Genomic DNA, 22,835 nt, shown 5'->3' on the forward strand with positions numbered 1-22,835 from the left:
GCGTCAGATGACGGCGCCGGCGCGATAGCCGACGCCGCGGACGGTCGTCACGATGCGCGGGTTGTCGGGGTCGATCTCGACCTTCGCCCGCAGCCGCTGCACGTGCACGTTCACCAGACGCGTGTCGGCCTTGTAGTGGTAGCCCCAGACCTGCTCGAGGAGCATCTCGCGCGAGAAGACCTGCTGCGGCTTCGATGCGAGCGCGACGAGCAGCTCGAACTCCAGCGGCGTCAGCGCGATCACGTCGGCTCCGCGACGCACCTCGTGGCCCTCGACGTCGACGACGAGATCGCCGATGCGCAGCGACTCCGATGCCGACGCGACCGCGGGACGCAGGCGGGTGCGGATCCGAGCGACGAGCTCCTTGGGGTTGAACGGCTTGACGATGTAGTCGTCGGCTCCCGACTCCAGCCCGCGCACGACATCCGCGGTGTCGGTACGCGCGGTCAGCATGATGATCGGCACGCCGGACTCGGCGCGCACTTGCGTGCAGATCTCGATGCCGTCCACGCCGGGCAGCATCAGGTCGAGGAGGATCAGGTCGGGCTTCTCGCTGCGCCAGGTCTCGACGGCCGCCGCGCCATCGGCGCAGAACACGGTGTCGAACCCCTCGGTGCGCAGCACGATGCCGATCATCTCCGCCAGGGCGGTGTCGTCATCGACCACCAGGATGCGAGAAGTCATGGGCGGCGTTCGTCTTTCGGCTCGGGCTCGCGCGCGACGTGCGCGTACTCACCGTACCCGACCCACGCACCGTCGACTCCGGACGCCGCGCGCTCGTGTGACACGATGGGTTCGACCGAGCCGACTGTTCCAGGAGTGCATCGTGACGTCATACCCCGCGTGGACGCCGGCGCCGCGTCCCGGCATCATCCCGCTTCACCCGCTCTCGTTCGGAGTGATCCTGGGGCGTTCGTTCTCGGCCCTGCGCCAGAATCCGAAGGTGCTGCTGGGCTTCGCCCTCGTCGTGCAGACCGTCGCCATCCTCGTCGCGACCGCGGGCATCGTGGCCGTCGGCTTCGCCACATTCGGCCGGCTCGCGTCGCTCCGGCCCGGCACCGACGAGTTTGAGACCGTCCTGGCCGGCTCGATCGCGATCAGCGGGGCGACGGCGCTCGTGCTGTCCCTGGCCGCGGGGGCGCTGGGCGTCGTCGTTCAGGGGGTCGTGGTCAGTGAGGTCGCGCACGCCGTCGTCGCCGAGAAGCACACCCTCGGCGGTCTGTGGCATCGCGTGAAGCCGGTGGCCTGGCGCCTCATCGGGTATTCCGCCCTGGTGTTCCTCATCGTCGTGGTCGTCATCGGCATCCTCACCGCGGGTGTCGTCGGGCTTGCGATGAGCGTCGGTCCCGCGGCCATCGTGCTCGCCATCATCCTGGGACTGTCGGCGATTCCGTTGAGCCTGTGGCTGAGCACGAAGCTCCTGCTGGTGCCGTCCGTCATCGTGCTCGAGCAGGCGACGGTCTTCGGGGCCGTCGCGCGATCGTGGCGACTCACGCGCGGCCGGTTCTGGCCGACGCTCGGCATCATCGTCATCATCTCGATGAGCTTCGGCATCCTGGCCCAGGTGATCAGCGTTCCCTTCTCGTTCGTCACGATGGGCCTGACATCCGTCATCACGCCGACCGGCGACCCCGAACCCGGCCAGATCATCGCGCTGCTCGTCGGCACTCTTCTGGCGCAGGCGTTCGTCACCCTCATCCAGACCATCGCCGTCATCGTGCAGTCGACCGCGGGAGCGCTGGTCTACATCGACTGCCGCATGCGGCGCGAAGGGCTCGACCTCGACCTGTCGTCGTACATCGACCAGCGGGACGCCGGAATCGCAGCCCCCGACCCCTATCGACGCAATGTGGGGCGCGTGCTGGACGGCCGCTGGCAGCAGCCCCCGGCGTACGCCGGCGCACAGTCCGGTGCCGCCTACCCCGGGCAGCCGGGTTACGCCGGACCGGCGGGCTACGCAGCACCGGCGGGGTATGCGGCGCCGTCGGGGTACGCGACCCAGCCCGGGTACGCCGCGCCGGCCGGGTATCAGCCGCCGTCGCCCGGCGAACCTCCGGCTCCGGCTCCGGCTCCGGCTCCGGCTCCGGCTCCGGCTGAAACCTCCGGGGAGACCCCCGCAGCCCCGGCGGATCGCCCGTCATCGACCGACTGGACCGCTCCGGGCGCTGACCGCGCATGAGGTTGCTCGCCACTCCGGTCGCCCCCGACCCCGACGAAGCCCGTCGCTGGGCTGAGGAAGAGCTCTCGAAGGCCGCCTACCGAGAGGCCGAGCCGACGCCCATCGACCGCTTCGCGCGTGGCGTGGTCGACTTCCTGGCGGCTCTGTTCAACGGGCAGGTTCCGGCGACGCTCGGCCCTTGGCTCGCGGTCGGAGCGATCGTGGTGCTGCTGGTGCTGGTCGCCGTGGCGATCCTCATCTGGGGGCGTCCGCGCACCGTCGTGCGCTCGCGGGCGAGCGTGCCGCTCTTCGGCGAGGACGAGACACGCAGCGCCGACCAGATGCGCGCGGAAGCGGCGGATGCCGCGGGCCGGGGCGCCTGGGACGAGGCGATCGTCCTGCGTGTGCGGGCGCTCGCCCGCGGCCTCGCGGAGCGCACGATCGTCGACCCCGCCCCGGGCACGACGGTGCATCGGTTCGCCGCCGACGCCGGACGCATCTTTCCCGCGGAGAGCGAGGAACTCGACCGCGTGGCCCGCGTGTTCGACGACGTGCGCTATCTGCGGCGACCGGGCACGGCTGAGGCATACGCCACCGTGCGGGCTCTCGACGAGCGGCTTGCGGCAGCGCGAGCGGAGGTGCCGGCATGAGCACGGCCCCCGCACCATCGGCTGCCCGTCGACGATCGCGCTCGGTACTCGGCTGGGCGGGAGTGGGCGCCGGCCTCCTCGTCGCGGGCATCGCGGTCGCAGCGATCGCCGGCATCAACACGATGCCGGCGCAGGGGCTCCTCGACCCGGAGGCCGCCGGCCCCGAGGGATCGCGGGCGCTGGCCGAGCTGCTGCGCGACCGAGGCGTCGAGGTCGAGATCGCCCGTGACCGCTCGGCGGCACTGCGTGCCCTCGACGGCAGCGACGCGACGCTCGCGATCGCCGACACCGCACCGCTCGACGACGACGACCTCGTGGGCCTGCGGGATGCCGCCTCCGGCGTCGTCCTGCTCGAGCCGCGCACGCGCGATCTGCGGCTGCTGCTCGGCGCCCCGCGCAGCGCGGGCTTCGCCGACGGCGCCACGGTGGAGCCCGACTGCGACCTGCCCGCCGCCGCCGTCAGCGGGCCCGTCGGCCCCGGCGAGGTGTTCACCGCCGACGGCGCCGACCACGCGTGCTATCCGGCCGCAGCGGGGTACGGGCTCGTCGCCTCCGGCGAGGGAGCCGACCGGGTCGTCGCCCTGGACGCGACCGCGCTACTGGTCAATCAGCGGCTCGCCGACGACGGGAACGCCGCGCTCGGGCTCAACCTGCTGGGCTCTCGCGACACCGTCGTCTGGTACCTGCCGTCGATCGGCGACGGCTCGCTCACCGGCACACCCTCGCTGGGCGAGCTCACTCCCCCATGGGTGACCCCCGCGATCCTGCTCCTGCTCGGCTCGGCCGTGGCCGCCGGGATCTGGCGCGGCCGCCGCTTCGGTCCGCTCGTGGCGGAGAACCTGCCGGTGACCGTCCGCGCTTCGGAGACCACCGAGGGCCGGGCGCGCCTGTACGCGGCGTCGGCCGACCCCGTGCACGCGCTCGACCAGCTCCGGCGTGAGACTCTGCGCCGCATCTCGCGGGCGCTCGGGCTCGGCTCCGCCGATGCCGGGGCCATCGCCGATGCCGCGGCGAGCCGCATCGGCGACGATCGCACACGCGTTCGCGGCATCCTGATCGACGACCTCCCCCGAAACGACCGCGACCTCGTCGACGCCGCCGACCGGCTGCGCGATGTGGAAGCCGCCGTCCTCCGATCCGTCCGTCCCGAAAGGAACACCCCATGAGCGAGACCGCACCCGGCGACCTGCGCGAGGCGATGAACCGTGTCCGGCTCGAGGTCGGCAAGGCCGTCGTCGGCCAGGACGGCGCTGTCACCGGCCTTCTGATCGCGCTCCTCGGCCGCGGGCACGTGCTGCTCGAGGGCGTGCCCGGCGTCGCGAAGACCCTGCTCGTGCGCACCTTCAGCCGGGCGGTGGGACTCGACACCGCCCGCATCCAGTTCACTCCCGACCTCATGCCGGGCGACGTCACCGGATCGCTGGTCTACGACGCTCGCACCGGAGAGTTCGAGTTCCGTTCCGGGCCGGTCTTCACCAACGTGCTGCTCGCCGACGAGATCAATCGGACGCCGCCGAAGACCCAGGCCGCTCTCCTGGAGGCCATGGAGGAGCGCCAGGTCTCGGCGGACGGCGTCTCCCGACCGCTGCCCGACCCGTTCCTCGTGGCGGCGACGCAGAACCCGGTCGAGCACGAGGGCACCTACACCCTCCCCGAGGCGCAGCTCGACCGCTTCCTGCTGAAGCTCGTCATCGACCTCCCCGCCCGGGACGACGAGATCTCCGTGCTGCGTCGCCACGCAGACGGCTTCCGGCCCGGCGCGCTCGAGACCGCGGGCGTATCGGCGGTGGTGACGGTGGCCGAGATCCGCGCCGCCCAGCAGGCCGCCGCCGCCGTGGAGGTCTCGGACGACGTCCTCGGCTACGTCGTGGATCTGGCCCGGGCGACCCGCCAGTCCCCGTCCGTCCAGCTCGGCGCGAGCCCGCGCGCCGCCACCGCCCTGCTCGCGGCCGCCAAGGCGTGGGCGTGGCTCGGCGGCTACCCGGCGATCACACCGGACCACGTCCAGACGATGCTCGTGCCCGCGTGGCGCCATCGGCTGCAGCTGCGCCCGGATGCCGAGATCGAGGGCGTCTCCGCCGACACGATCCTGACCTCGGTACTGCAGCAGACGCGCGTCCCGATCTGAGCCGCCGTGTACCTCTCCGGCCTGTTCGTGCTGCTCGTCGCCGTCGGCGTCGTGCCCGTCGTGCTCGCTCCCGCCGCGGGACTGAACGCGGCGTGGACGGCGCTCGCGTGGCTCGGGCTGTGCCTCATCCTCGCCGCCGTCGACCTCGTGTTCGCGGGGCCGCTGCGCGCCGCCGAGATCGAGCGGCGCATACCCTCCCGCGCACGGGCCGGCGAATCGGTCGAGACGACGCTCCTGCTGCGCAATCGCGGCGGCCGCCGCATCCGCGGGAGCCTCCGCGACGGGTGGCAGCCGACCGCGGGGGCCGGCGAAGCGCGTGCCGCCGTCGACATCCCGGCCGGCGAGCGCCGAGCCGTACCGATGCCGCTCCTCCCGCGGCGCCGGGGCGAGCTGCGCTCGGCGTTCGTCGCGCTGCGCAGCCGCGGACCCCTGGGGCTGGCCGGGAGACAGCGCGTCATCCCCGCCCCGGGCGCCCTGCGCGTCCTACCCCCGTTCGCCTCGCGTCGGCATCTTCCCTCGCGGCTCGCGCGCCTGCGCGAGCTCGACGGCAACACGAGCGTTCAGGTGCGCGGGCGTGGGACCGAGTTCGACAGCCTCCGCGAGTACGTGCGGGGCGACGACGTCCGCTCCATCGACTGGCGCGCGACCGCCCGCGCGGGAACGACGATGCTGCGCACCTGGCGCCCGGAGCGCGACCGCCACGTCGTGATCGTCATCGACACGGGCCGCACGAGCGCGTCGCGCGTGGGGGATGGTGTGCGCCTGGATGCCGCGATGGAGTCGGCGCTGCTGCTCAGTGCTCTCGCCGCGCGCGCCGGCGACCACGTGCATCTGCTCATGTTCGACCGTGCGCGTCGCGCGCGGGTCACGGGCATCGACGGGCCGCGGCTGCTGCCCGCCCTCGTCGATGCGATGGCGCCGGTCGAGCCGACACTCATCGACACCGATTGGAACGCCGTCCTCACGGAGGTCCGTGCCCTGACCTCGCGGCCCTCGCTCGTGGTGCTGCTGACGGCGCAGGACGCCCCCGACGCGGCCCGCGGCTTCCTCGGAGCCCTTCCCTCGCTCACCGAACGCGCCACCGTGCTCGTCGGCTCGGCGCAGGACGCACCCGAGCCGGCGCCCGTGCAGCGCACCGCGGAGGACGTCTACCGCGAGGCCGCCATCGCGCACGCCACCCGCGACGCCGAACTGGTCGCCGGGGCGATCCGCCGGGCCGGGGGCGAAGCTCTCAGCGCGACCCCCGATGCTCTGCCGCCCGCCGTCGCCGACCACTACCTCGCGCTGAAGGCCGCCGGCCGCCTCTGACTCCGCCGTGAGCGCCGGCGGCTGCCGACCCGACTTCGCACCCCAGCACCGCAGCACCCCAGCACCACAGCACCCCAGCACCCCACGCTCACCTGGCAGCTCACGCCCCCACCCGGCCCGCAAGGGGCCACAACTGCCCATCCAAACCCGCGCCTCACGCTCACCTGGCAGCTCGCGCCCCCACCCCAGCCCGCAACGGGCCATAAGTGCCCATCCAAACCCGCGCCCCACGCTCACCTGGCAGCTCGCGCCCCCACCCCGGCCCGCAAGGGGCCACAACTGCCCACCCAAACCCGCGCCTCACACTCACCCGGCAGCTCGCGCCCCCACCCAGCACCAAAAGAGGCCACAACAACCAACCCAAAGGCCCGCAACCCTCGCCCAGCCCGGGCCGCAGCACCCCACGCTCACCTGGCAGCTCACGCCCCCACCCCGGCCTGCAAGGGGCCACAACTGCCCACCCAAACCCGCGCCTCACGCTCACCTGGCAGCTCGCGCCCCCACCTCCCCCGAAGGGGCCAGAACAACCAACCCAAAGGCCCGCAGCCCTCGCCCAGTCCGGGCCGCAGCACCCCACGCTCACCTGGCAGCTCACGCCCCCACCCCGGCCTGCAAGGGGCCACAACTGCCCACCCAAACCCGCGCGTCACACTCACCTGGCAGCTCGCGCCCCCACCCAGCACAAAAAGGGGCCACAACTGCCACCCCAAGGCCCGCCAACCCAAAGGCCCGCCAACTCGAAGGCCCGCCCACCCGAGCCCCGCAGCACAGCGCCCATCCCACCAGCAACGGCGAAGGCCCGCCCCGGGTATCGGGACGGGCCTTCGCACGGATGCTGCGGGTCAGCGCAGGTCGAAGCGGTCGAGCTCGGTGACCTTGGTCCAGGCGGCGACGAAGTCGCGCACGAACTTCTCGCTCGCGTCATCCGAGGCGTACACCTCGGCGATGGCGCGCAGCTCGGAGTTGGAGCTGAACAGCAGGTCGACGCGCGTGCCGATGCCGATCTCCGACCCCTCGGCGTTCACGCCGCGGAAGGCGTGCGAGCCGGGGTCGAGCGGCTTCCACGTGGCGCCGAGGTCGAGCAGCTTCACGAACACCTCGTTCGTCAGCACGCCCGGGCGCTCGGTGAACACGCCGAACGACGATCCGTCGTAGTTCGTTCCCAGGGCGCGGAGGCCGCCGACGAGCACGGTCATCTCGGGGGCGCTCAGCGTCAGCAGGTTCGCCTTGTCGATGAGGTGGTGCTCAGCCGGCAGGAACGCGTTCGGGCCGTAGTAGTTGCGGAACCCGTCCGCGACCGGCTCGAGGTGGCTGAACGACAGCTCGTCGGTCTGCTCCGCGGTGGCGTCGGTGCGGCCGGGACGGAAGGGAACCGTCACCTCGACGCCGCCGTCGCGCGCGGCCTTCTCGACACCGGCGTTGCCCGCCAGCACGAGGAGGTCGGCCAGCGACACCTTCTTGCCGTCGGTACGGCCGTCGTTGAACGACGCCTGCACGCTCTCGAGCACGCCGAGCACGCGCTGCAGCTGGGCCGGGTTGTTGGCCTCCCAGTCCTTCTGCGGGGCGAGACGGATGCGGGCGCCGTTGACGCCGCCGCGCTTGTCGCTGCCTCGGAACGTCGAGGCCGCGGCCCACGTCGTCGAGACGAGCTCGCTCACGGTCAGGTCGGTGGCGAGGATGCGGGCCTTCAGGTCGGCGGCATCCGCGTCGTCGATCAGCTCGTGGTCGACGGCAGGCAGCGGGTCCTGCCAGATGAGCTCCTCCTGCGGAACCTCGGGGCCGAGGTAGCGCGCGATCGGGCCCATGTCACGGTGCGTGAGCTTGAACCAGGCGCGGGCGAACGCGTCGCCGAAGGCGACCGGGTCGTCCTTGAAGCGACGCGAGACCGCGTCGTAGGCGGGATCCATGCGCAGAGCCAGGTCGCTCGTGAGCATGCGCGGCTCGCGGCGGCCGTTCGAGTGCGCGAGCGGCACCATGTCGGCGCCGGCACCGTTGACGGGACGCCACTGGTGTCCGCCGCCGGGGCTGCGCATCAGCTCCCAGTCGTAGGCGTAGAGGATGTGGAAGAACTCGTTGTCCCAGCGGGTGGGGTGGTAGGTCCAGGTGACCTCGAGGCCCGACGTGATGGTGTCGTCGCCATGGCCGGTGCCGAAGTTGTTCTTCCACCCCAGGCCCTGCATCTCGACGCCCGCGGCCTCGGGGTTGTCCTCGAGGTTCGAGTCGGGAGCTGCGCCGTGGGTCTTGCCGAAGGTATGACCACCGGCGATGAGGGCGACGGTCTCCTCGTCGTTCATGCCCATGCGACCGAACGTCTCACGGATGTCGCGCGCCGACTTCAGCGGGTCGGGCTCGCCGTTCGGGCCCTCGGGGTTGACGTAGATGAGGCCCATCTGCACGGCGGCGAGGGGCTTCTCGAGGTCACGGTCGCCGGAGTAGCGCTCGTCGGCGAGCCACGTCGTCTCCGGGCCCCAGTACACGTCGTCGTCCGGCTCCCAGACATCGGGACGGCCACCGGCGTATCCGAAGGTCGAGAAGCCCATGGACTCCAGCGCGACGTTTCCGGCGAGGATCATGAGGTCGGCCCACGAGATCGACTGGCCGTACTTCTTCTTGACGGGCCACAGCAGGCGCCGGGCCTTGTCGAGGTTGACGTTGTCGGGCCAGCTGTTGAGGGGGGCGAAGCGCTGCTGGCCGGCCCCGCCGCCGCCGCGGCCGTCGGTGACGCGGTACGTGCCGGCCGAGTGCCAGGCCATGCGGATCATGAGCGGACCGTAGTGACCGAAGTCCGCCGGCCACCAGTCCTGCGACGTGGTGAGGACCTCTTCGATGTCCTTCTTCACGGCGGCGAGATCGAGCGACTCGAAAGCGGCCTTGTAGTCGAAGTCCTCGCCGACGGGGTTGGCCACGGCGGGGTTCTTCTTCAGGATGCGCAGGTTGAGCTGGTTCGGCCACCAGACGTGGTTGGCGTTGCCGACCGTCGGGTGGGGCTGTCCGCCGTGCGAGCCGTGGCCATGCCCCTGTCCCTGCTCGCCGCCGTGGATGACGGGGCAGCCGCCGGCGTCGTTGGAACGCGGCCGGGTCTCGCCGTCGGCGCGCTCGTCCTCGGGTGTGTCGATGGGGGTGACCGCCTGGTCGGTGTCGGTCACGTCCTCGCCGATGGGCGCGGACTGCTGGTCGCGATCGCTCATGGGGATCCTTCCGTTGGGGGTTTTCGGGAGAGAGAGAAGGTCAGGATGCCGCCGGGGCCGCGGATGCGGCGCACGCCGCACACCGCCCCCAGTAGGTCACCTCGGCCGAGGCGACCTCGAAGCCGTGGTCGTCGGACGGGTGCAGGCACGGCGTGTGCCCGACGGCGCAGTCGACGTCTTCGACACGCCCGCACGCGGTGCAGACGAGGTGGTGGTGGTTGTCGCCGACGCGCAGCTCGAACAGCATGGGGCGACCGGCGGGCTCGATGCGGCGTGCGAGGCCGGCGTCGGCGAAGTCGTTGAGGGCGTTGTACACCGACTGTCGACTGGTCTGGGGCATCCGTTCCGCGACAGCCGCGTAGACCTCGTCGGCACTGGCGTGAGGCCGCGCGCGCAGAGCGGCGTAGACGGCGGAGCGGGACTCGGTCACACGCAGACCGGAGGCGCGGATGGCCTCGGGAGCGGTCGCGATCGTCATGCCTCGATCGTATCCCGCATTTTTGATCAGATCAAATTAAGCAGTGGTGAACGGCTACGTCAGCCCGCAACGAGACGCGGGGTTCCGGCCTCGTACTCGGTGAGGTCGCCGGTCTCCCCCCGACGTGCCGCCGCGCGGCCGAGCACCAGCATGTAAGCGAGGAACACCGCGAGGGCCAGCGCGCCGATACCGATCTTGATCGGCCACGGCCAGGGCTGACGCGTCACGAACCCCTCGACGAGACCGGAGAGCGCGAGAGCGAGAATCAGGCCGATCGCCACCGTCGCGAGCGAGCGCCCTGCGGCGGCGAGCGCCTCGCCGCGACTGCGCCTGCCGGGGGCGATCCACGCCCAGAAGATGTGGAGTCCCGTCGCCCCGGCCACGAAGATGCAGGTGAGCTCGAGCAGGCCATGCGGTGCGATATGCAGAAGGAAGACGTCACCGCGGTCGAAGGAGATGAGGATCGCCGCCGCCTGACCGATGCTCACCGCGTTCTGCATGAGCACCATCACGGGCCACAGGCCGGTGATCCCGAACAGCACGCACTGGGCAGCGATCCAGGCGTTGTTCGTCCACACGGTGCCCGCGAACACCGCGGCGGGATTCTCGCTGTAGTAGGCGGTGAAGTCGTTCTTCGCGTACTGCTCGAGCTGCGCCTGCGATCCCAGCGCCGCCACTGCGGCGGGGTCGCCCGAGACCCAGAACGCGACGAGCGAGCTGATCACGACGAAGGCGACGGCGACGGCGAGCGTCGTCCAGCGGACGCGATACAGCGCAGCCGGCAACTGGTGCACGAAGAAGCGGGGCAGCTGCCGGAGCACGTTCTCGGGGGCTCCGGTGAGCCGTAGCCGGGCGCGCGACAGGATCATCGAGAGCCGGTCGCCCTCGACGCTGCGTCCCGCGGAGGTCTTGATATCGGCGAGGTCGGCGGATGCGGCGCGGTAGCGCGTGACCAGCTCGTCGACCTCGTCGCTCGACAGGCGGCGTGCGCGACCGAGCGCGTCGAGCCGATCCCACTCGGCGCGACGCGCGGCGACCAGGGCGTCGAGGTCCATTTGCTTAACTGTACCCATGACCACGCCCGCTCCCCCGGTGCAGATCCGCCAGGACGAGATCCTCACCGGCGAGGCGGTGGCGCTCGACGTTCAACCGCTGGGCTTCTTCCTCCGCGCCCTCGGCGCGCTCATCGACGTCCTCTGCGGCATCGCGCTTCTGCTGCTGTTCTTCTTCGTCGGAGGCTTCGTGGTCGGAGGGCTCGGCCTCGAGAGCTTGTCGGGGATTCTCGTCGTGTCGGCACTCGTCCTGGTGCTCGTCGTCATCCCGACCGCCGTCGAGACCCTCTCTCACGGCCGCAGCCTGGGCAAGCTCGCGGTCGGTGGCCGCATCGTGCGCACCGACGGCGGGGCGACCGGATTCCGCCAGGCGTTCATCCGCGCTCTTGTCGGCGTCCTGGAGATCTGGTTCACCTTCGGCGCGCTCGCGGGCGTGGTCGCGGCCTTCACCCCGCGTTCGACTCGACTGGGCGACATGGTCGCGGGGACCTACTGCGAGCGCACCCGGGCCCCGCGCCTCCCACCGCCCGCCGGACCGGTCCCGATCGAGCTGCGGGAATGGTCGGACGTCGCCGACGTGGCGCGCCTGCCCGACCGCGTCGCCCGACGAGCATCCCAGTTCGCGCGCTCGGCCGAGGGCATGGAACCGGCGGCACGACTGCGCTCCGCGACGATGATCGCCAGCGAGGTCGCGCCCTTCGTCTCGCCGCTGCCGCAGACGGACCCCGAGACGCTCGTCCGCGCGGTGGTCGCGGTCCGGCGCGACCGCGAGTACGCCGCGATCCAGCGGATCGACGACCGGGCGCGTGCCCTCGTCGGCGCGGCTCCCGAGACACCGCGCGGATTCCCCGTCAGACCCGAAGCGTCTCGTGACGGATGACGACCCACCCCTTCGGCACCGAGAGGCGCTCGGTGTGGATGGCGCACAGGTCGTGCGCGTGCGGGTCGGTTCCGCCGCCCAGCGGGCCGAGCGCAGCCATCTGGTCGCCGTAGTCGAAGGTCAGGGTCGTCACGGCCTCGCGGGCGCAGCCCACCTTCGAACACAGTCTCTCGCGCATCCCGTCCACGGTAACGCCGCGGACGCTGCGTGAGCGGATGCCGCGCCGGTGCCTCATCCGGCGGCGCATAGGATGGCCTCATGATCCGGCGTCGTTCCCGACCCGTGCCGCCCCGGCGGAACCGGCCGTCGCGTCACGGCCGTCACGGCCGCGATGACAGGAGCCCCGTCGTCCGGCCGCCGCTTCCGCCCCTCGAGACCCGCTCCGAGCGATTCGATCTGTCGGTGGGCACGGCCGCCGAGTTCCTGCGCAGCGCCTGGCCCGAGCTGCGGGAGGTCCGTTTCGAGGTCGCCGGGATGCCCGCGGCCAGTGACGAGGACGGCATCCCGCGTTGGCAGGTCTTCGCGGCCGAGAAGCGGATCGTGCTGTACCGGCTGCCGATCGAGCGCCTCAACCGGCTGCACCGCAACGACGATCTGCACCGCCGGATGATGGTCGAGAGCTGCGTCTTCCGCGCGGCGGCCGAGTACCTCGACCGCGATCCCTGGGACCTCGGGCCCGACCGGTTCCGCTTCCTCTGACCGAGAGGTCAGGGATACACGGTGAGCTCGGCCGCTGCGGCGGCCGAACCCGTCACGGGATAGGTCCCGAGCTGCCCGGCACCCGAGAAGCCGACGGAGCCGCGGATGCCGCCGGGACCGGGATCGAGGCGGTAGACGGTCCCCGCCGCGACATCGATCGTCCGCGACTGCCCCGCGGCCAGCTGCACCGTCTGCGACTCCCCGCCGGACACGGGCGTCAGAGTCGCGGCGGTCTCCTGGTCTGCGGTGAGCGTCAGTGTGGGACCGGGGCCCGGAGCGACGGCGACGAGGGTCGGCGCGTCGACGAGGGGGGCACCGACAGCCCAGGCGAAGTCGGCGGGGGTCGCCTGATCGGTCGAGGTCCACGCCGCCGCCACGAGCGGATCGGCCGCGGTCGCGGTCACGGTGTAGTCGCCGACGGGCATCCCCGTCACCTCGAGCTCGAGCGGGCGTCCCGCGGCGAGCGCGATGGCGTCCTGCTGCGACACCACGCTGCCGTCAGCGACGGAGCGCACCGTCACACTCGCCAGGGTGTCGGCGGCCGTCGCCATGAGGCGTACCGACATCCCGCCCGCTGAGGCGACGGAGTCGGGCGCAACGGTGACGTCGACCGCGGGGATGACCTGCTGCGTCGCGGGAAGGGCGCTCGCCCCCACCTGGTCGACGCCGCCGGCGATGAGGGTGCGCGTGAGCGCGGACTGCAGGGATGCCCGCACCGGGGCACCTTGTGCCGTGACCTGCACCACGGGGCTCTGCTCACCGCGGCGGAGCGCCGCGAGAGGGATGGCGCGCTGCGAGCGGGCGGCGACGACGATGTCGCGGCCCGCGACGGGGTCCTGAGCTCCGTCGGCGCCGAACACGCGCAGGTCGACAGTCGCCGCGACATCCCCCGGGTTCGTCAGCAGGACGAGGTCGCTCGCGCCCGTCGCAGCCGATCCACCGACGAGCCACGACTCCATCGCGGGCCGGGTGCATGCCGAGACCGCCAGGCCGCGCAGGTCCGGGTCATCGAGCGAGGCCGAGGATGCGGCGCCGAGATCGGTGGGGACACCGCCCGTGGGCTCCGCCGAGAACGCCGCCGGCGGTGCGCCCTCGTCGGCGCGGTCGGGTGTCGCGAGGGTGTAGGAGGTCGGGTCGCCGCTGTCGGCGGCGGAGACGACGCTCGAGGGCGCAGCCGCGGTGATCGCCCCCGCCGCCGTCGCGTCTCGCCCGAGCGCGAGGAGCGGACCGTCGCACGCCGCGACCGAGCGCGCGGCCTCGGGTACCACGTCCAGGGACATGGGCTCGCGGGCGAGGGTCGGCCACGGCGCGGCGGCCGCGACGATCACGCCCCCTCCCACGACGGCAGCGGCCACCGCTCCCGCGGCGAGGCGGGTCACGAGTGCGGTTCGCGTGTTCATCGGTCCCTCCGGCGAAGCGGTCGGATGCCCACGAGGCGCGGTGCCGCTCGCGAGGCCGAGCGGCTCCCACGTGTCGGCAGCGCCAGGAGGAGGGCGATCGCGAAGACGGCTGCGATCCCGCTCCATGCGGCCGACGCGACGGCGCGAGCCGACGTCGCAGCCTCAGCGCGGGGAGCGATGTCGCCCGACAGGCGCCATAGCTCGCCTCTGTCCGTCGACCCGACGGCGTCGAGCCCATCCCGGCCGCCCAGGGCCGTCGCCGCCGCGAGCCGCGTGCTGCGGGCCGCGGCCGACTCGTCGTCCCCGGACGACGCGAGCAGGATGAACGCGACCCCGTGGTCTCGCAGCTCCGCGACGACGTCGTTCGCGGTATCGGCGACGAGGTCGGCAGCGACCTGGGCCGCTTCTCGGTCCGCATCGGTCAGCTCGGTGCGCGCGGTCACGAGAGTCGACTGACCACCGAGGGTCGCACTGCCGCCCCACACGACATCCACGGCGACGCCGTCGTCGGTGGGCGTGAGGACGATCGTGCCGAGCCCCGGCGAGTTCGCCCCCTCGGCGGCGACGAACGCAGGGAGGGTGCTGGTCGCACCGCGACCGACGACCGAGGCTTCCCGGGCATGGGAGGTCAGCATCGGAACGGCGGCGACGACGAGCCCGGCCACGGCGAGCCCGGCGGCAGCGGCGCGGACGACGCGGGCCGGCACGACGCTGTCGAGCGTCAGCAGGGCACCGCCGGCGACTCCGACCCAGGCGAGGCTGAGCGCCGCTCCCGGCCACAGCGCGATCGCGGTCGTGCCGTCGATGACGACGGCCACGCCGGCCGCGGCGAAGGCCGTCGCCACACCGAGCCCCGCGATGGCGAGAAGCACGATTCCGACGAATCGCCGAGCCGACATGGCGGCGGCGAGAGTGAGCGCGAGCAGCGGCGCCGTGAACAGGATGAGCCACCAGAGTGGCCCCGCGGCACCGGTGAAGGCGGCCCAGCCCGCGTCGGCGGGGAAGCCTGCCGCGAGCAGGAACCTCCCGAGGACGTCATCGGCGAACCGCGGGCCGCTCCATGGCACGCCGGGGTCGGCAAGGAGCGACCAGGGGTCGCCGACGCGCAGCCGCGCGAACACGAGCGGTGCCGACAGCGCCACGGACGGGACGATGATCCAGAGCCACCGGAACGCCGCACGTCGGCCGCGGAGCACCATCGACAGCACGACCGCGAACACCCAGATGACCACGACGGGGGCCGCGAGCACGGGCGAACATGCCAGCACGACGGCGAGCAGGATCGAGGCCGTGCCGGCGTTGCCCCACGACCGGTGCGCCGCGGCCGCGGTGAAGGCCAACCACGGCAGCACGAGGTGGACGATGACGGCTGCCGGCCGCCCATCGCCCAGAGCCACGAGGAACATCGGCGCGAGCGCCCACGTCACCGCCCCGACGATGCGCAGAACCGGGCGTTCGGTGATGCGGGTCGCCGCGAACCAGCCGCCGAGTACCGCGAGTGGAAGTGCGAGCAGCCAGAGCACCACCAACGCGCGCGACGGGTCCGCCGGCGACAACGATGCGAGCACGGCGAGGACCGCGCTGAACGGGTCGGCCGGCCCGACGGCATCCCAGCCGAGCGGGCGCTGCGCACCCGTCGCTTCCGACCAGGCGCGCGCGGCGCTGGCGGCGAGTGGGGCGAGCGCTCCCCCACCGATCGAGGGCCAGCTCAGCGCGGCGGGCATCGACGCGATCGAGACCACGAGCGCGGCGAGCACGGCCCAGGCACCGCCTCCGGAGAAGAATCCGAGCTCGGTGCGGCGGGGACCGTCGCCGGCGGGCTGGTCCTCGATGAGCCGCTGACGCATGACGCGCGAGCTCACGCGCAAAGATGCCAGCTGCGACCACGATGCACGCCGGTGACGCGCGATGCGACGCCGGGTCCGGGTCACTGCCGGCAGACGCACCATCACGACGGCGGCCGCCGACCATTCCGGGCCGATCCGCGCGGGCCGCTTGCCGACGAGGTGGAGGATGCTGCGCCAGAGCGCGAGCGGGAGGAGCGAGAGCCAGTGCAGCACAACCGCCGGCGGCGGGGCGTAGACCAGCCTGCGGTGCAGCTGCGCGACACGGGCGGCGTGGACGGCGCGAGCCCGCGCGGCGGTCGTGCGCGGTGCGGGCGCACCGGCCACGCCATCGTGGGCCACGGCGATGCGCGCGCCGGGGGCGAGCACGACACGACCGCCGGCCAGGCGCACCCGGACACCGAGATCGAGCCCCTCGTCGGCACCGGCGAGCGCCTCGTCGAGCCCCTCGAGCTCGCGCCACGCCGCCGTGTGGACGAGGAGCCCGCGCACGTCGCCGCCCAGGACGTCGTCCGTGCCGTCGTGCTGCCCCTGGTCGTGCTCGCCGTCGGCGAGCCCGACGGCGGCGCCGAACCTGGTCATGGAGCGTCCGAGCGAGACGATGCGGGTGTTGTCGTCCCACTCGACGAGCTTGGGGACGGCGATGGCGACGGACGGGGCCGTCTCGAGCGCGGCCGCGAGGCGCTGCAGCGCCTCAGGTTCCGGCGCGACGTCTTGAGCCAGCAACCAGATGGCGTCGCCGTCGATCCGACGCGAGGCGAGCCGGAGCGCCGCGGCGAAACCCGTGCGCGCGGGCGCTGAGATCACCGCTTCCGCGCCCGACTCCTCGGCGAGAGTGCGCAGGCGTTGGTCGCCGCCGCAGAGCACGATCGTGAGGGCGTCGACGGCGCGCGTCTGATCGCGCAGCGCGGCGAGCGTGCGCATGAGATGGAAGGCCGCCGGTGTGCGTCCGTCGGGACGCACGACCAGGAGCGCGTGAACACGGGCGGGCATGACGGAGCAAGCCTAGGCGGCGATTCTGAGCGCCCCCGGCAGCAGCGGGGCGGTTCGCCGATATCGGTGGAGGCTGTCGCCGTCCCTCGTCAGACCGCGCGGCGCTTCAGCTTGCGACGCTCGCGTTCGCTGAGACCGCCCCAGATGCCGAAGCGCTCGTCGTTCTGCAGGGCGTACTCCAGGCACTCCCCCCGCACGTCGCACGACGTGCAGATGCGCTTGGCATCACGAGTCGAGCCGCCCTTCTCGGGGAAGAACGCCTCGGGATCGGTCTGCGCGCACAGTGCATCGGTCTGCCAGGCCAGAGCGTTGTCGTCACCGTCGGTATCGACGCGCCGCACTCCGGGCACACCCAGGTTGACCGGGTCGACGAACCAGTTGTCGGGAACGCCCGAACGGTATGCCGTCATATCGTGTCCCCTCCTCGCCGGCCGGCACGCGAGCCGCGTGTCTCGCATTAATTACACCCGTGTCATTCCCTCGGGTCAAGTCGCGGATCGTAAACCCTCAAGCGCATGTTTAAGCTTCGCGGCGGTTCGTCGGCGTGTCGCGGCTCACTCGCCGCCCGGCTGAGCGACGAACGCCTCCCCCGCGCCGCCGATCGCGACCGACGCCGCCGAGACCACGGCCGCCGTGCCGGGAACGAGCTCCACGCGCTCTCCGTCCGCTTCGACGACGATGTCACCGCCGGTCGCGAGCACGACGGCCGGTCCCGCGAGCGCGATCTCGGTAACCGCTTCGAAGGTCGTCTCGACGCGCGCAAGACGGAAATCCGGTACGCCGACGTCGTAGCCGAAGACCCCGGGCGCGACCTCGACCGGCTCGACGATCGGCGCGGGACCGCTCGCGGTGCTGACCACCTGCAGCAGCTCCGGCACATCGACGTGCTTGGGGGTCAGCCCCCCGCGGAGCACGTTGTCGCTGGCCGCCATCAGCTCGACGCCGAGGCCGTCCTGATACGCGTGGAGCACGCCGGCCGGAGCGAAGAGCGCTTCTCCGCGCCGCAGCTCGACGAGGTTCATGAGGGTCGCCACGATGAGGCCGGCATCGTCGGGGAACGCCGCTGCGATCTCGCGGAGGACGCGGCGCTCGGCCGCGAAGTCCGAAGCATCCGCAGCGTCGCCCGCCGAGCGTTCCAGCGCGGCGGAGAGGTCGGTCACGACATCGGCCGCCTCGCCCGAGAGGGCCCAGCCGATGACACGGCGCAGCGCAGCGGGCTCGTCCTCGGCGTCGGTCGGCGTGAGAGCGGCCGACAGCGCGCCGACACCGCCGCCTGCGCCCAGCGACGCGAGCAGACGCTGCGTGTCGACGACGGGCCGCAGCCCGACGAGCGCGCGGAAGCTCTCCGACAGGGCGACGATGATCTCGGGCTTGTGATTCTCGTCGCGGTACAGCCGCTCGGCCGCATCCCGGGGGATGCCGGCCGCCTCCTCGCGCGCGAACCCGACGGCCGCCTGCTCCCGAGACGGGTGCGCCTGAATCGACAGCGACGTCGCCGCGGCGAGGATCTTCAGCAGATACGGAAGAGGCGGTATCCCCGCCTCGGACAGCGCGAGGTTCAGCGGACGTCCGGTGCCGTCGTCGACGCGCGACGGGCTGCCCGGGTGGTCGCCGAACCAGATCTCCGCTTCGGGTGCCCCCGAGGGCTCCCGCCCCTGCAGCTCGGCGATGAGCGTCTCGGAGCCCCATGCGTAGTCTCTGGCGATGTTCGAGATCGGAATCAGCACGGACCCAGCCTAGGACGCAGGGCCGTGAGACCCGGTGCCGAGACGCGACGCCGCGGTAGCCTGTCTGCACCATGGCCGTCTACTCCCGACATCCCGTCTCGGCGCCGCCCACGGCTCCCGCGCGCGAGACCACGGGCCACCTCCTGCTCCGCGCCTGGTGCGTCTTCGTCATCGCCGCTTCCATGGCCGGCACGAGCTGGTTGATGGCCTTCGGCTCGGCGGGCGCAGCGGTCGTCGTCGTCGGGACCGGCATCGTGTCGGTGATCCTGTGGGTGTCGCTGCGACCACGGGTGCAGTGGCGCCGGCTGCCGTGGTTCGCGCTGGCCTATGTCGCGTGGGCGGTGGCTTCGATGCTGTGGTCTGCGTGGCTGGGCGCAACCGAGCTGACGCTCCTCCTGCTCGTGTCGACGACGGTGCAGGCCATGTTCGTGGGGGCCGTGCTGACGTGGCGCGAGATCCTGCGCGCGGTCGCGGCGGCGCTCAAATGGATGCTCGGGCTCTCGATCGTCTTCGAGCTGTGGGTCGCAGTGATCTGGCGCGGCGACATCCTTCCCGGCTTCGTGCGACCGGGCGAGGACTACACGGGTCACGCCATCACCCTGTGGTCGCGTGACAACCTCTTCAACGGAGGCCGACTGCAGGGCATCTTCGGAAACGCCAACCCCCTCGCCTACATCGCGCTCCTGGCGATCATCGTCTTCATCGTGCGGATCGCCTCCGGAGCACCGCGACGATTCCTCCTCGGCCTGTGGACCGTCCTCGCGCTGTTCCTCTTCTGGCGCGCGTCGTCGGCGACCGCGTTCCTCTGCGCCCTCGCCGTGGCGGTCGTCCTCGTGACGATCCTGCTCATGCGCACGGCCCGGCGGCCCGGTGAGCGCACACGGTTCTACCTCATGTACGCGGCGGTCGCCGGGATCGGGGGCGGGGCTGCCTGGTTCGCCCGCGACACGGTCTTCGAGCTGCTGGGTCGGTCCTCCGACCTGACGGGCCGGCAGCGGATCTGGGATGCCGTCGGTGAGCGCATCGCCGAGCGCCCCGTGATCGGGTGGGGCTACTCGACCCCCTGGGTGCCCTCTGACCCTGCCTTCGACGGCTGGATCGTCGACCACGGCGTGAGCGTGATGCAGGCGCACAACATGTGGCTCGATGTCGCCCTGCAGCTCGGCTTCGTCGGTGTCGCCCTCATCGGCCTGGCGCTGCTGGCCTTCGTATGGCGCTCGTGGTTCTTCGCGGTCGACCGACCCCGCTGGGACCTCGTCGCGGATCGGCCGTACAGCGCGCTGACCCTCGTCCCTTCACTCGTCGCGACGATCCTGCTCGTCCAGGGCCTTGCCGAGTCGGCTCCGCTGCTGAACTGGGGATGGTTCCTCATCATCCTGTTCGCGTTCAAGATCAAGCAGGCCCCGCTCGTCGGGCGCGGGCCGGCCGAGCAGCGTCTCGACGCGGAGCAGGGCGACCGCCTTCCCGAGCAGCGGGAGGCGCTCCGCCACGCATGAGTGCTCTCAGGGGCCTCCGGCTACTCTGAGAGCATCATGGCCAGTCATACGCGTGGGGGATCCGGAACGGATGCGTCGGCGACCCCGACCCCCAGGCGCCTCCCCCTTCGGCTCGTGCGCGCGTGGTGCACGCTGGTCATCGCGTCGTCCATGGCCGGCACGGCATGGCTCATGGCGGTCGGCGTCGGCGGTTCGGCCGTCGTCGTGGCGGTCACGACCGCCGTGTCGGCGGCGATCTGGCTGATCCAGCGGCCCCGCCGACGGTGGCGGCGTCTCCCCTGGTTCGCCCTGGCCTATGTCGCGTGGGCGGTCCTCTCGCTGCTGTGGACGGAATGGCCGCGCGCGACCGCGATGACGCTCGCGCTGCTGCTGGCCACGACGGCGCAGGCGATCTTCGTCGCCTCCGTCCTCACGGGGCGCCAGATCATCGAGGCGATCGCCGCGGCGGTGAAGTGGATGCTGGCCCTCTCGCTCGCCTTCGAGCTCTGGGTCTCGCTCGTCTGGCAGGGACCGATCCTGCCGGGATTCGTCCGCCCGGGGCCCGACTTCACCGGCGATCCGATCATGTTCTGGTCGCGCGACAAGCTCTTCACGGACGACCGCATCCAGGGGATCTTCGGCAACGCCAACTCTCTCGCCTACATCGCGCTCCTCGGACTCGTCGTGTTCGGGCTGCAGATCAACACCCGCGCCGGCCGGCGCGGACCGCTCGTGGTCTGGTCGCTGCTGGCCGCGTTCTGCTTCTGGCGCGGCTCATCCGCGACGGCGGCGATGTGTGCGATCGCGATCGCGATCGTCATCGTCGTGGTGCTGCTCATGCGGCGCGCGCGAACGGCACGGACGCGCCGCGTCCTCTACATCGTCTTCACCGTCACAGGCCTCGCCCTCATCACGTCGCTGTGGATCGCGCGAGAAGCCCTCTTCGAGATGCTGGGGCGCTCCTCCGATCTGAGCGGTCGCAAGGAGATCTGGGCGACCGTGGGCGAGCGCTTCGCGGAGAGCCCGATCATCGGCTGGGGTTACTCCGTGCCGTGGGTGCCCACCGACCCGTTCTTCGACGGATGGATCGTCGACCGGGGCGTCACGGTGATGCAGGCGCACAGCACCTGGTTCGACGTCGCGATGCAGCTGGGCATCGTCGGGGTGCTCCTCTTCGCCGTCGCCCTCGGCGCGTTCACCTGGCGTGCGTGGTTCCTCGCGCTCGGCCGCATCCCCCGTCCCGGCGACGCACGGGAGCCCCGGTCGCGTCTGCTGCTCATCCCCGCGCTCGTCGCGACGATCCTGCTCGTCCAGAGCATCACCGAGTCGTCGCCGCTGCTCAATTGGGGCTGGTTCCTGCTCGTCATGCTCGCCTTCGCGATCAAGCAGGCCCCCGCTTCCGTGCGCGGCACGCCCGTGCGACGTCGATCGACGCTGGCCGCCGCGTGGCCGCTCGAAGGCGGGGCCCCGATCGAGCGCGGCGCGCCCGTGGAAGGCGCGGCGTGAAGACTCCGCCGGCGCTGTCCACCTCGTGGATCGTCCGCACCCTCGACTCGGCCGCCTTCGCGCAGGCATTCGCACACACCGCGATCGCCGCGGTCTTCGCGCAGCACCTCGTCGAGCGGACGGCGGGCCGGGTCACCTGGCTCACCGTGATCGCGGGGCTGTGCGTGGTCGGGGCGGCCGTGCTCCTGGTCCGCCGTCGCGAATTCACCCTCGTGCGGCTGATCCCATCGACCCTCGTGATCTTCCTGGGCTGGGCGCTGGCCAGCGTCACCTGGACCACCGACACCTCAGGCACCCTCGCCGGATGGCTCTCGCTCGCGTCGATCGCGTTCCTCGCCGTCGTCATCGCGAACACACGCGACACGCTGCAGACGGTCCGCGCGCTGGCCGACGTGTTCCGCGTGCTCCTGGTGCTGTCGCTGGCGCTCGAGCTGCTCTCGGGCGTGTTCTTCGACATGCCGTTCACCTTCCTCGGCATCGAAGGCGACATCGCCGCTCTCGGACCGGTCCAGGGCATCTTCGGCACCCGCAACTCGCTCGGCTTCATCGCGGTCCTGGCGTTGATCACCTTTTACATCGAATGGCGGACGGTGTCGGTGCGCACCGGCGTCTCGCTCTTCTCGGCGGTGCTGGCCGCGCTCCTCGCCGCGCTCTCGGACTCCCCCACCGTTCTCGTCCTCGCCGTCGCCACGGGGATCGCGACGGCGGCGCTCGGCCTCGTCCGACGCACACGCCGCGGGCTGCGGCGGACGGTGCAGTCCATCCTCGGCGCGACCGTCGTCGTCGGTGCGCTGGTCGGGTACCTCTTCCGCGAACGCATCATCGCCTGGATCGGAGCGGGCACCGACTTCTCGATCCGCGCCGAGCTCTGGGACCAGATCGCTTCGTTCGTCCGGGTCGAGCCCGTGCGCGGGTGGGGCTGGTTCGGCACGTGGTCGCGGACTGACTTCCCCTTCAACGCGATCAACTTCGCGCTCGGGGATCGTCACACCTCGGCGTTGAACGCCTACGTGGACGTCGTCCTGCAGCTCGGGTGGGTCGGTCTTCTCATCTTCATCGCGTTCGCCGGCCTGGCTTTGGGACGCGCCTGGCTCGTCGCGAGCGAGCGTCGGTCGATCCTCTACGCCTGGACGCCGCTCATCCTCGTGACGGTGCTCGTCGATGCCCTGTTCGAGAGCTTCCCTCTCCACGGGTACGGCTGGCTGATGCTCGTCCTCTGCGCCCTGCGCGCCGGGCAATCGAGGTCCTGGCGGGAGAACATCCGGGAAGCCGCGCGGCCGGCATCGCCCGCGAGCGGACTGCCCGACGACACCTCGACGGGAACGCACGGCATCGCACGGTAGGATCGG

At 72.0% G+C, this 22,835-nt stretch carries 19 protein-coding genes; 10 read left to right on the plus strand and 9 right to left on the minus strand.

The annotated features are described in order from the left end of the window. Window positions 1–3: 3 nt before the first annotated feature. Entirely contained in the window at window positions 4–684 is a 681-nt protein-coding gene (mtrA, locus tag MTS1_RS14755; protein WP_023955378.1) for an MtrAB system response regulator MtrA, read from the minus strand. A gap of 142 nt (window positions 685–826) precedes the next feature. Here mtrA and MTS1_RS14760 point away from each other — a divergent pair, with 142 nt between their 5' ends. Genes MTS1_RS14760 through MTS1_RS14780 form a run of 5 tightly spaced genes read left to right on the plus strand, consistent with a single transcriptional unit; the run spans window position 827 to window position 6,244 of the window. After that, window positions 827–2,179 carry a glycerophosphoryl diester phosphodiesterase membrane domain-containing protein gene (locus MTS1_RS14760; RefSeq protein WP_023955380.1) on the plus strand — a complete coding sequence of 451 codons (1,353 nt, stop codon included), beginning with the start codon at window positions 827–829 and terminating at the stop codon, window positions 2,177–2,179. Continuing rightward, the gene (locus tag MTS1_RS14765) at window positions 2,176–2,808 is read left to right on the plus strand and encodes a DUF4129 domain-containing protein (RefSeq protein WP_036305934.1); all 633 of its coding nucleotides are present in this window, start codon (window positions 2,176–2,178) and stop codon (window positions 2,806–2,808) included. The genes MTS1_RS14760 and MTS1_RS14765 overlap by 4 nt, the downstream gene beginning before the upstream one ends. Further along, the gene (locus MTS1_RS14770; protein ID WP_036305936.1) at window positions 2,805–3,974 is read left to right on the plus strand and encodes a DUF4350 domain-containing protein; all 1,170 of its coding nucleotides are present in this window, start codon (window positions 2,805–2,807) and stop codon (window positions 3,972–3,974) included. The genes MTS1_RS14765 and MTS1_RS14770 overlap by 4 nt, the downstream gene beginning before the upstream one ends. Beyond that, the gene (locus MTS1_RS14775; protein WP_023955386.1) at window positions 3,971–4,936 is read left to right on the plus strand and encodes a MoxR family ATPase; all 966 of its coding nucleotides are present in this window, start codon (window positions 3,971–3,973) and stop codon (window positions 4,934–4,936) included. Before MTS1_RS14770 ends, MTS1_RS14775 begins: the two co-directional genes overlap by 4 nt. Before the next feature lie 6 nt (window positions 4,937–4,942). Further along, window positions 4,943–6,244, plus strand: coding sequence for a DUF58 domain-containing protein (locus MTS1_RS14780; protein WP_023955388.1), 1,302 nt, complete (start codon window positions 4,943–4,945; stop codon window positions 6,242–6,244). 842 nt (window positions 6,245–7,086) lie between these two features. On the opposite strand, the gene katG is transcribed toward MTS1_RS14780, so the two are convergent. From katG to MTS1_RS14795, 3 genes are read right to left on the minus strand one after another with little or no spacing between them, the layout of a single operon-like run. Next, window positions 7,087–9,432 carry a catalase/peroxidase HPI gene (katG, locus tag MTS1_RS14785; protein ID WP_023955390.1) on the minus strand — a complete coding sequence of 782 codons (2,346 nt, stop codon included), beginning with the start codon at window positions 9,430–9,432 and terminating at the stop codon, window positions 7,087–7,089. Between the two features lie 40 nt (window positions 9,433–9,472). After that, on the minus strand, window positions 9,473–9,910 hold the full coding sequence (locus MTS1_RS14790) for a Fur family transcriptional regulator (protein ID WP_023955392.1): 438 nt from the start codon (window positions 9,908–9,910) through the stop codon (window positions 9,473–9,475). A gap of 59 nt (window positions 9,911–9,969) precedes the next feature. Further along, a complete protein-coding gene (locus tag MTS1_RS14795; RefSeq protein ID WP_023955394.1) occupies window positions 9,970–10,965 on the minus strand; it encodes a stage II sporulation protein M in 996 nt (331 codons plus the stop codon). A 16-nt stretch (window positions 10,966–10,981) separates the two neighbouring features. Between MTS1_RS14795 and MTS1_RS14800 the strand changes: the two genes are divergently transcribed. Further along, window positions 10,982–11,842: an RDD family protein gene (locus MTS1_RS14800; RefSeq protein ID WP_023955395.1), complete on the plus strand. Its 861-nt coding sequence runs from the start codon at window positions 10,982–10,984 to the stop codon at window positions 11,840–11,842. On the opposite strand, the gene MTS1_RS14805 is transcribed toward MTS1_RS14800, so the two are convergent. Next, on the minus strand, window positions 11,814–12,020 hold the full coding sequence (locus MTS1_RS14805; RefSeq protein WP_036305938.1) for a DUF3499 family protein: 207 nt from the start codon (window positions 12,018–12,020) through the stop codon (window positions 11,814–11,816). The genes MTS1_RS14800 and MTS1_RS14805 overlap by 29 nt on opposite strands. 80 nt (window positions 12,021–12,100) lie before the next feature. On the opposite strand from MTS1_RS14805, the gene MTS1_RS14810 reads away from it, so the two are divergent. Further along, entirely contained in the window at window positions 12,101–12,541 is a 441-nt protein-coding gene (locus MTS1_RS14810) for a metallopeptidase family protein (RefSeq protein ID WP_023955399.1), read from the plus strand. Between the two features lie 8 nt (window positions 12,542–12,549). Here the strand turns inward: MTS1_RS14810 and MTS1_RS14815 are convergent, their stop codons facing one another. The 4 genes from MTS1_RS14815 to manA form a co-directional block, all read right to left on the minus strand. After that, a complete protein-coding gene (locus tag MTS1_RS14815) occupies window positions 12,550–13,941 on the minus strand; it encodes a DUF5719 family protein (RefSeq protein ID WP_023955401.1) in 1,392 nt (463 codons plus the stop codon). Then, window positions 13,938–16,778 (minus strand): glycosyltransferase family 2 protein, encoded by a 2,841-nt coding sequence (locus MTS1_RS14820; RefSeq protein ID WP_023955403.1) that lies wholly within the window; start codon window positions 16,776–16,778, stop codon window positions 13,938–13,940. The genes MTS1_RS14815 and MTS1_RS14820 overlap by 4 nt, the downstream gene beginning before the upstream one ends. Window positions 16,779–16,867: 89 nt before the next feature. Next, a complete protein-coding gene (locus tag MTS1_RS14825) occupies window positions 16,868–17,188 on the minus strand; it encodes a WhiB family transcriptional regulator (protein ID WP_023955405.1) in 321 nt (106 codons plus the stop codon). Between the two features lie 144 nt (window positions 17,189–17,332). Continuing rightward, complete coding sequence (gene manA, locus MTS1_RS14830) at window positions 17,333–18,505, minus strand: mannose-6-phosphate isomerase, class I (RefSeq protein ID WP_023955407.1); 1,173 nt, start codon at window positions 18,503–18,505, stop codon at window positions 17,333–17,335. Between the two features lie 71 nt (window positions 18,506–18,576). Here manA and MTS1_RS14835 point away from each other — a divergent pair, with 71 nt between their 5' ends. The 3 genes from MTS1_RS14835 (at window position 18,577) to MTS1_RS14845 (ending at window position 22,829) form a co-directional block, all read left to right on the plus strand. Then, the gene (locus MTS1_RS14835) at window positions 18,577–20,001 is read left to right on the plus strand and encodes an O-antigen ligase (protein WP_023955409.1); all 1,425 of its coding nucleotides are present in this window, start codon (window positions 18,577–18,579) and stop codon (window positions 19,999–20,001) included. Between the two features lie 150 nt (window positions 20,002–20,151). Next, window positions 20,152–21,486 (plus strand): O-antigen ligase, encoded by a 1,335-nt coding sequence (locus tag MTS1_RS14840; RefSeq protein WP_158497470.1) that lies wholly within the window; start codon window positions 20,152–20,154, stop codon window positions 21,484–21,486. Continuing rightward, a complete protein-coding gene (locus MTS1_RS14845) occupies window positions 21,483–22,829 on the plus strand; it encodes an O-antigen ligase (RefSeq protein WP_023955413.1) in 1,347 nt (448 codons plus the stop codon). The genes MTS1_RS14840 and MTS1_RS14845 overlap by 4 nt, the downstream gene beginning before the upstream one ends. The last annotated feature ends 6 nt before the right edge of the window (window positions 22,830–22,835 follow it).

Source organism: Microbacterium sp. TS-1, assembly GCF_000509385.1.
GTDB lineage: Bacteria > Actinomycetota > Actinomycetes > Actinomycetales > Microbacteriaceae > Microbacterium > Microbacterium arborescens.

Bases quoted from the DNA above. Each gene is read 5' to 3' on its own strand.
- mtrA (WP_023955378.1), bottom strand. From the start codon at position 684: ATGACTTCTCGCATCCTGGTGGTCGATGACGACACCGCCCTGGCGGAG.
- MTS1_RS14765 (WP_036305934.1), top strand. From the start codon at position 2,176: ATGAGGTTGCTCGCCACTCCGGTCGCCCCCGACCCCGACGAAGCCCGT.
- MTS1_RS14770 (WP_036305936.1), top strand. From the start codon at position 2,805: ATGAGCACGGCCCCCGCACCATCGGCTGCCCGTCGACGATCGCGCTCG.
- MTS1_RS14775 (WP_023955386.1), top strand. From the start codon at position 3,971: ATGAGCGAGACCGCACCCGGCGACCTGCGCGAGGCGATGAACCGTGTC.
- katG (WP_023955390.1), bottom strand. From the start codon at position 9,432: ATGAGCGATCGCGACCAGCAGTCCGCGCCCATCGGCGAGGACGTGACC.
- MTS1_RS14790 (WP_023955392.1), bottom strand. From the start codon at position 9,910: ATGACGATCGCGACCGCTCCCGAGGCCATCCGCGCCTCCGGTCTGCGT.
- MTS1_RS14795 (WP_023955394.1), bottom strand. From the start codon at position 10,965: ATGGACCTCGACGCCCTGGTCGCCGCGCGTCGCGCCGAGTGGGATCGG.
- MTS1_RS14800 (WP_023955395.1), top strand. From the start codon at position 10,982: ATGACCACGCCCGCTCCCCCGGTGCAGATCCGCCAGGACGAGATCCTC.
- MTS1_RS14805 (WP_036305938.1), bottom strand. From the start codon at position 12,020: ATGCGCGAGAGACTGTGTTCGAAGGTGGGCTGCGCCCGCGAGGCCGTG.
- MTS1_RS14810 (WP_023955399.1), top strand. From the start codon at position 12,101: ATGATCCGGCGTCGTTCCCGACCCGTGCCGCCCCGGCGGAACCGGCCG.
- MTS1_RS14815 (WP_023955401.1), bottom strand. From the start codon at position 13,941: ATGAACACGCGAACCGCACTCGTGACCCGCCTCGCCGCGGGAGCGGTG.
- MTS1_RS14820 (WP_023955403.1), bottom strand. From the start codon at position 16,778: ATGCCCGCCCGTGTTCACGCGCTCCTGGTCGTGCGTCCCGACGGACGC.
- MTS1_RS14825 (WP_023955405.1), bottom strand. From the start codon at position 17,188: ATGACGGCATACCGTTCGGGCGTTCCCGACAACTGGTTCGTCGACCCG.
- MTS1_RS14835 (WP_023955409.1), top strand. From the start codon at position 18,577: ATGGCCGTCTACTCCCGACATCCCGTCTCGGCGCCGCCCACGGCTCCC.
- MTS1_RS14840 (WP_158497470.1), top strand. From the start codon at position 20,152: ATGGCCGGCACGGCATGGCTCATGGCGGTCGGCGTCGGCGGTTCGGCC.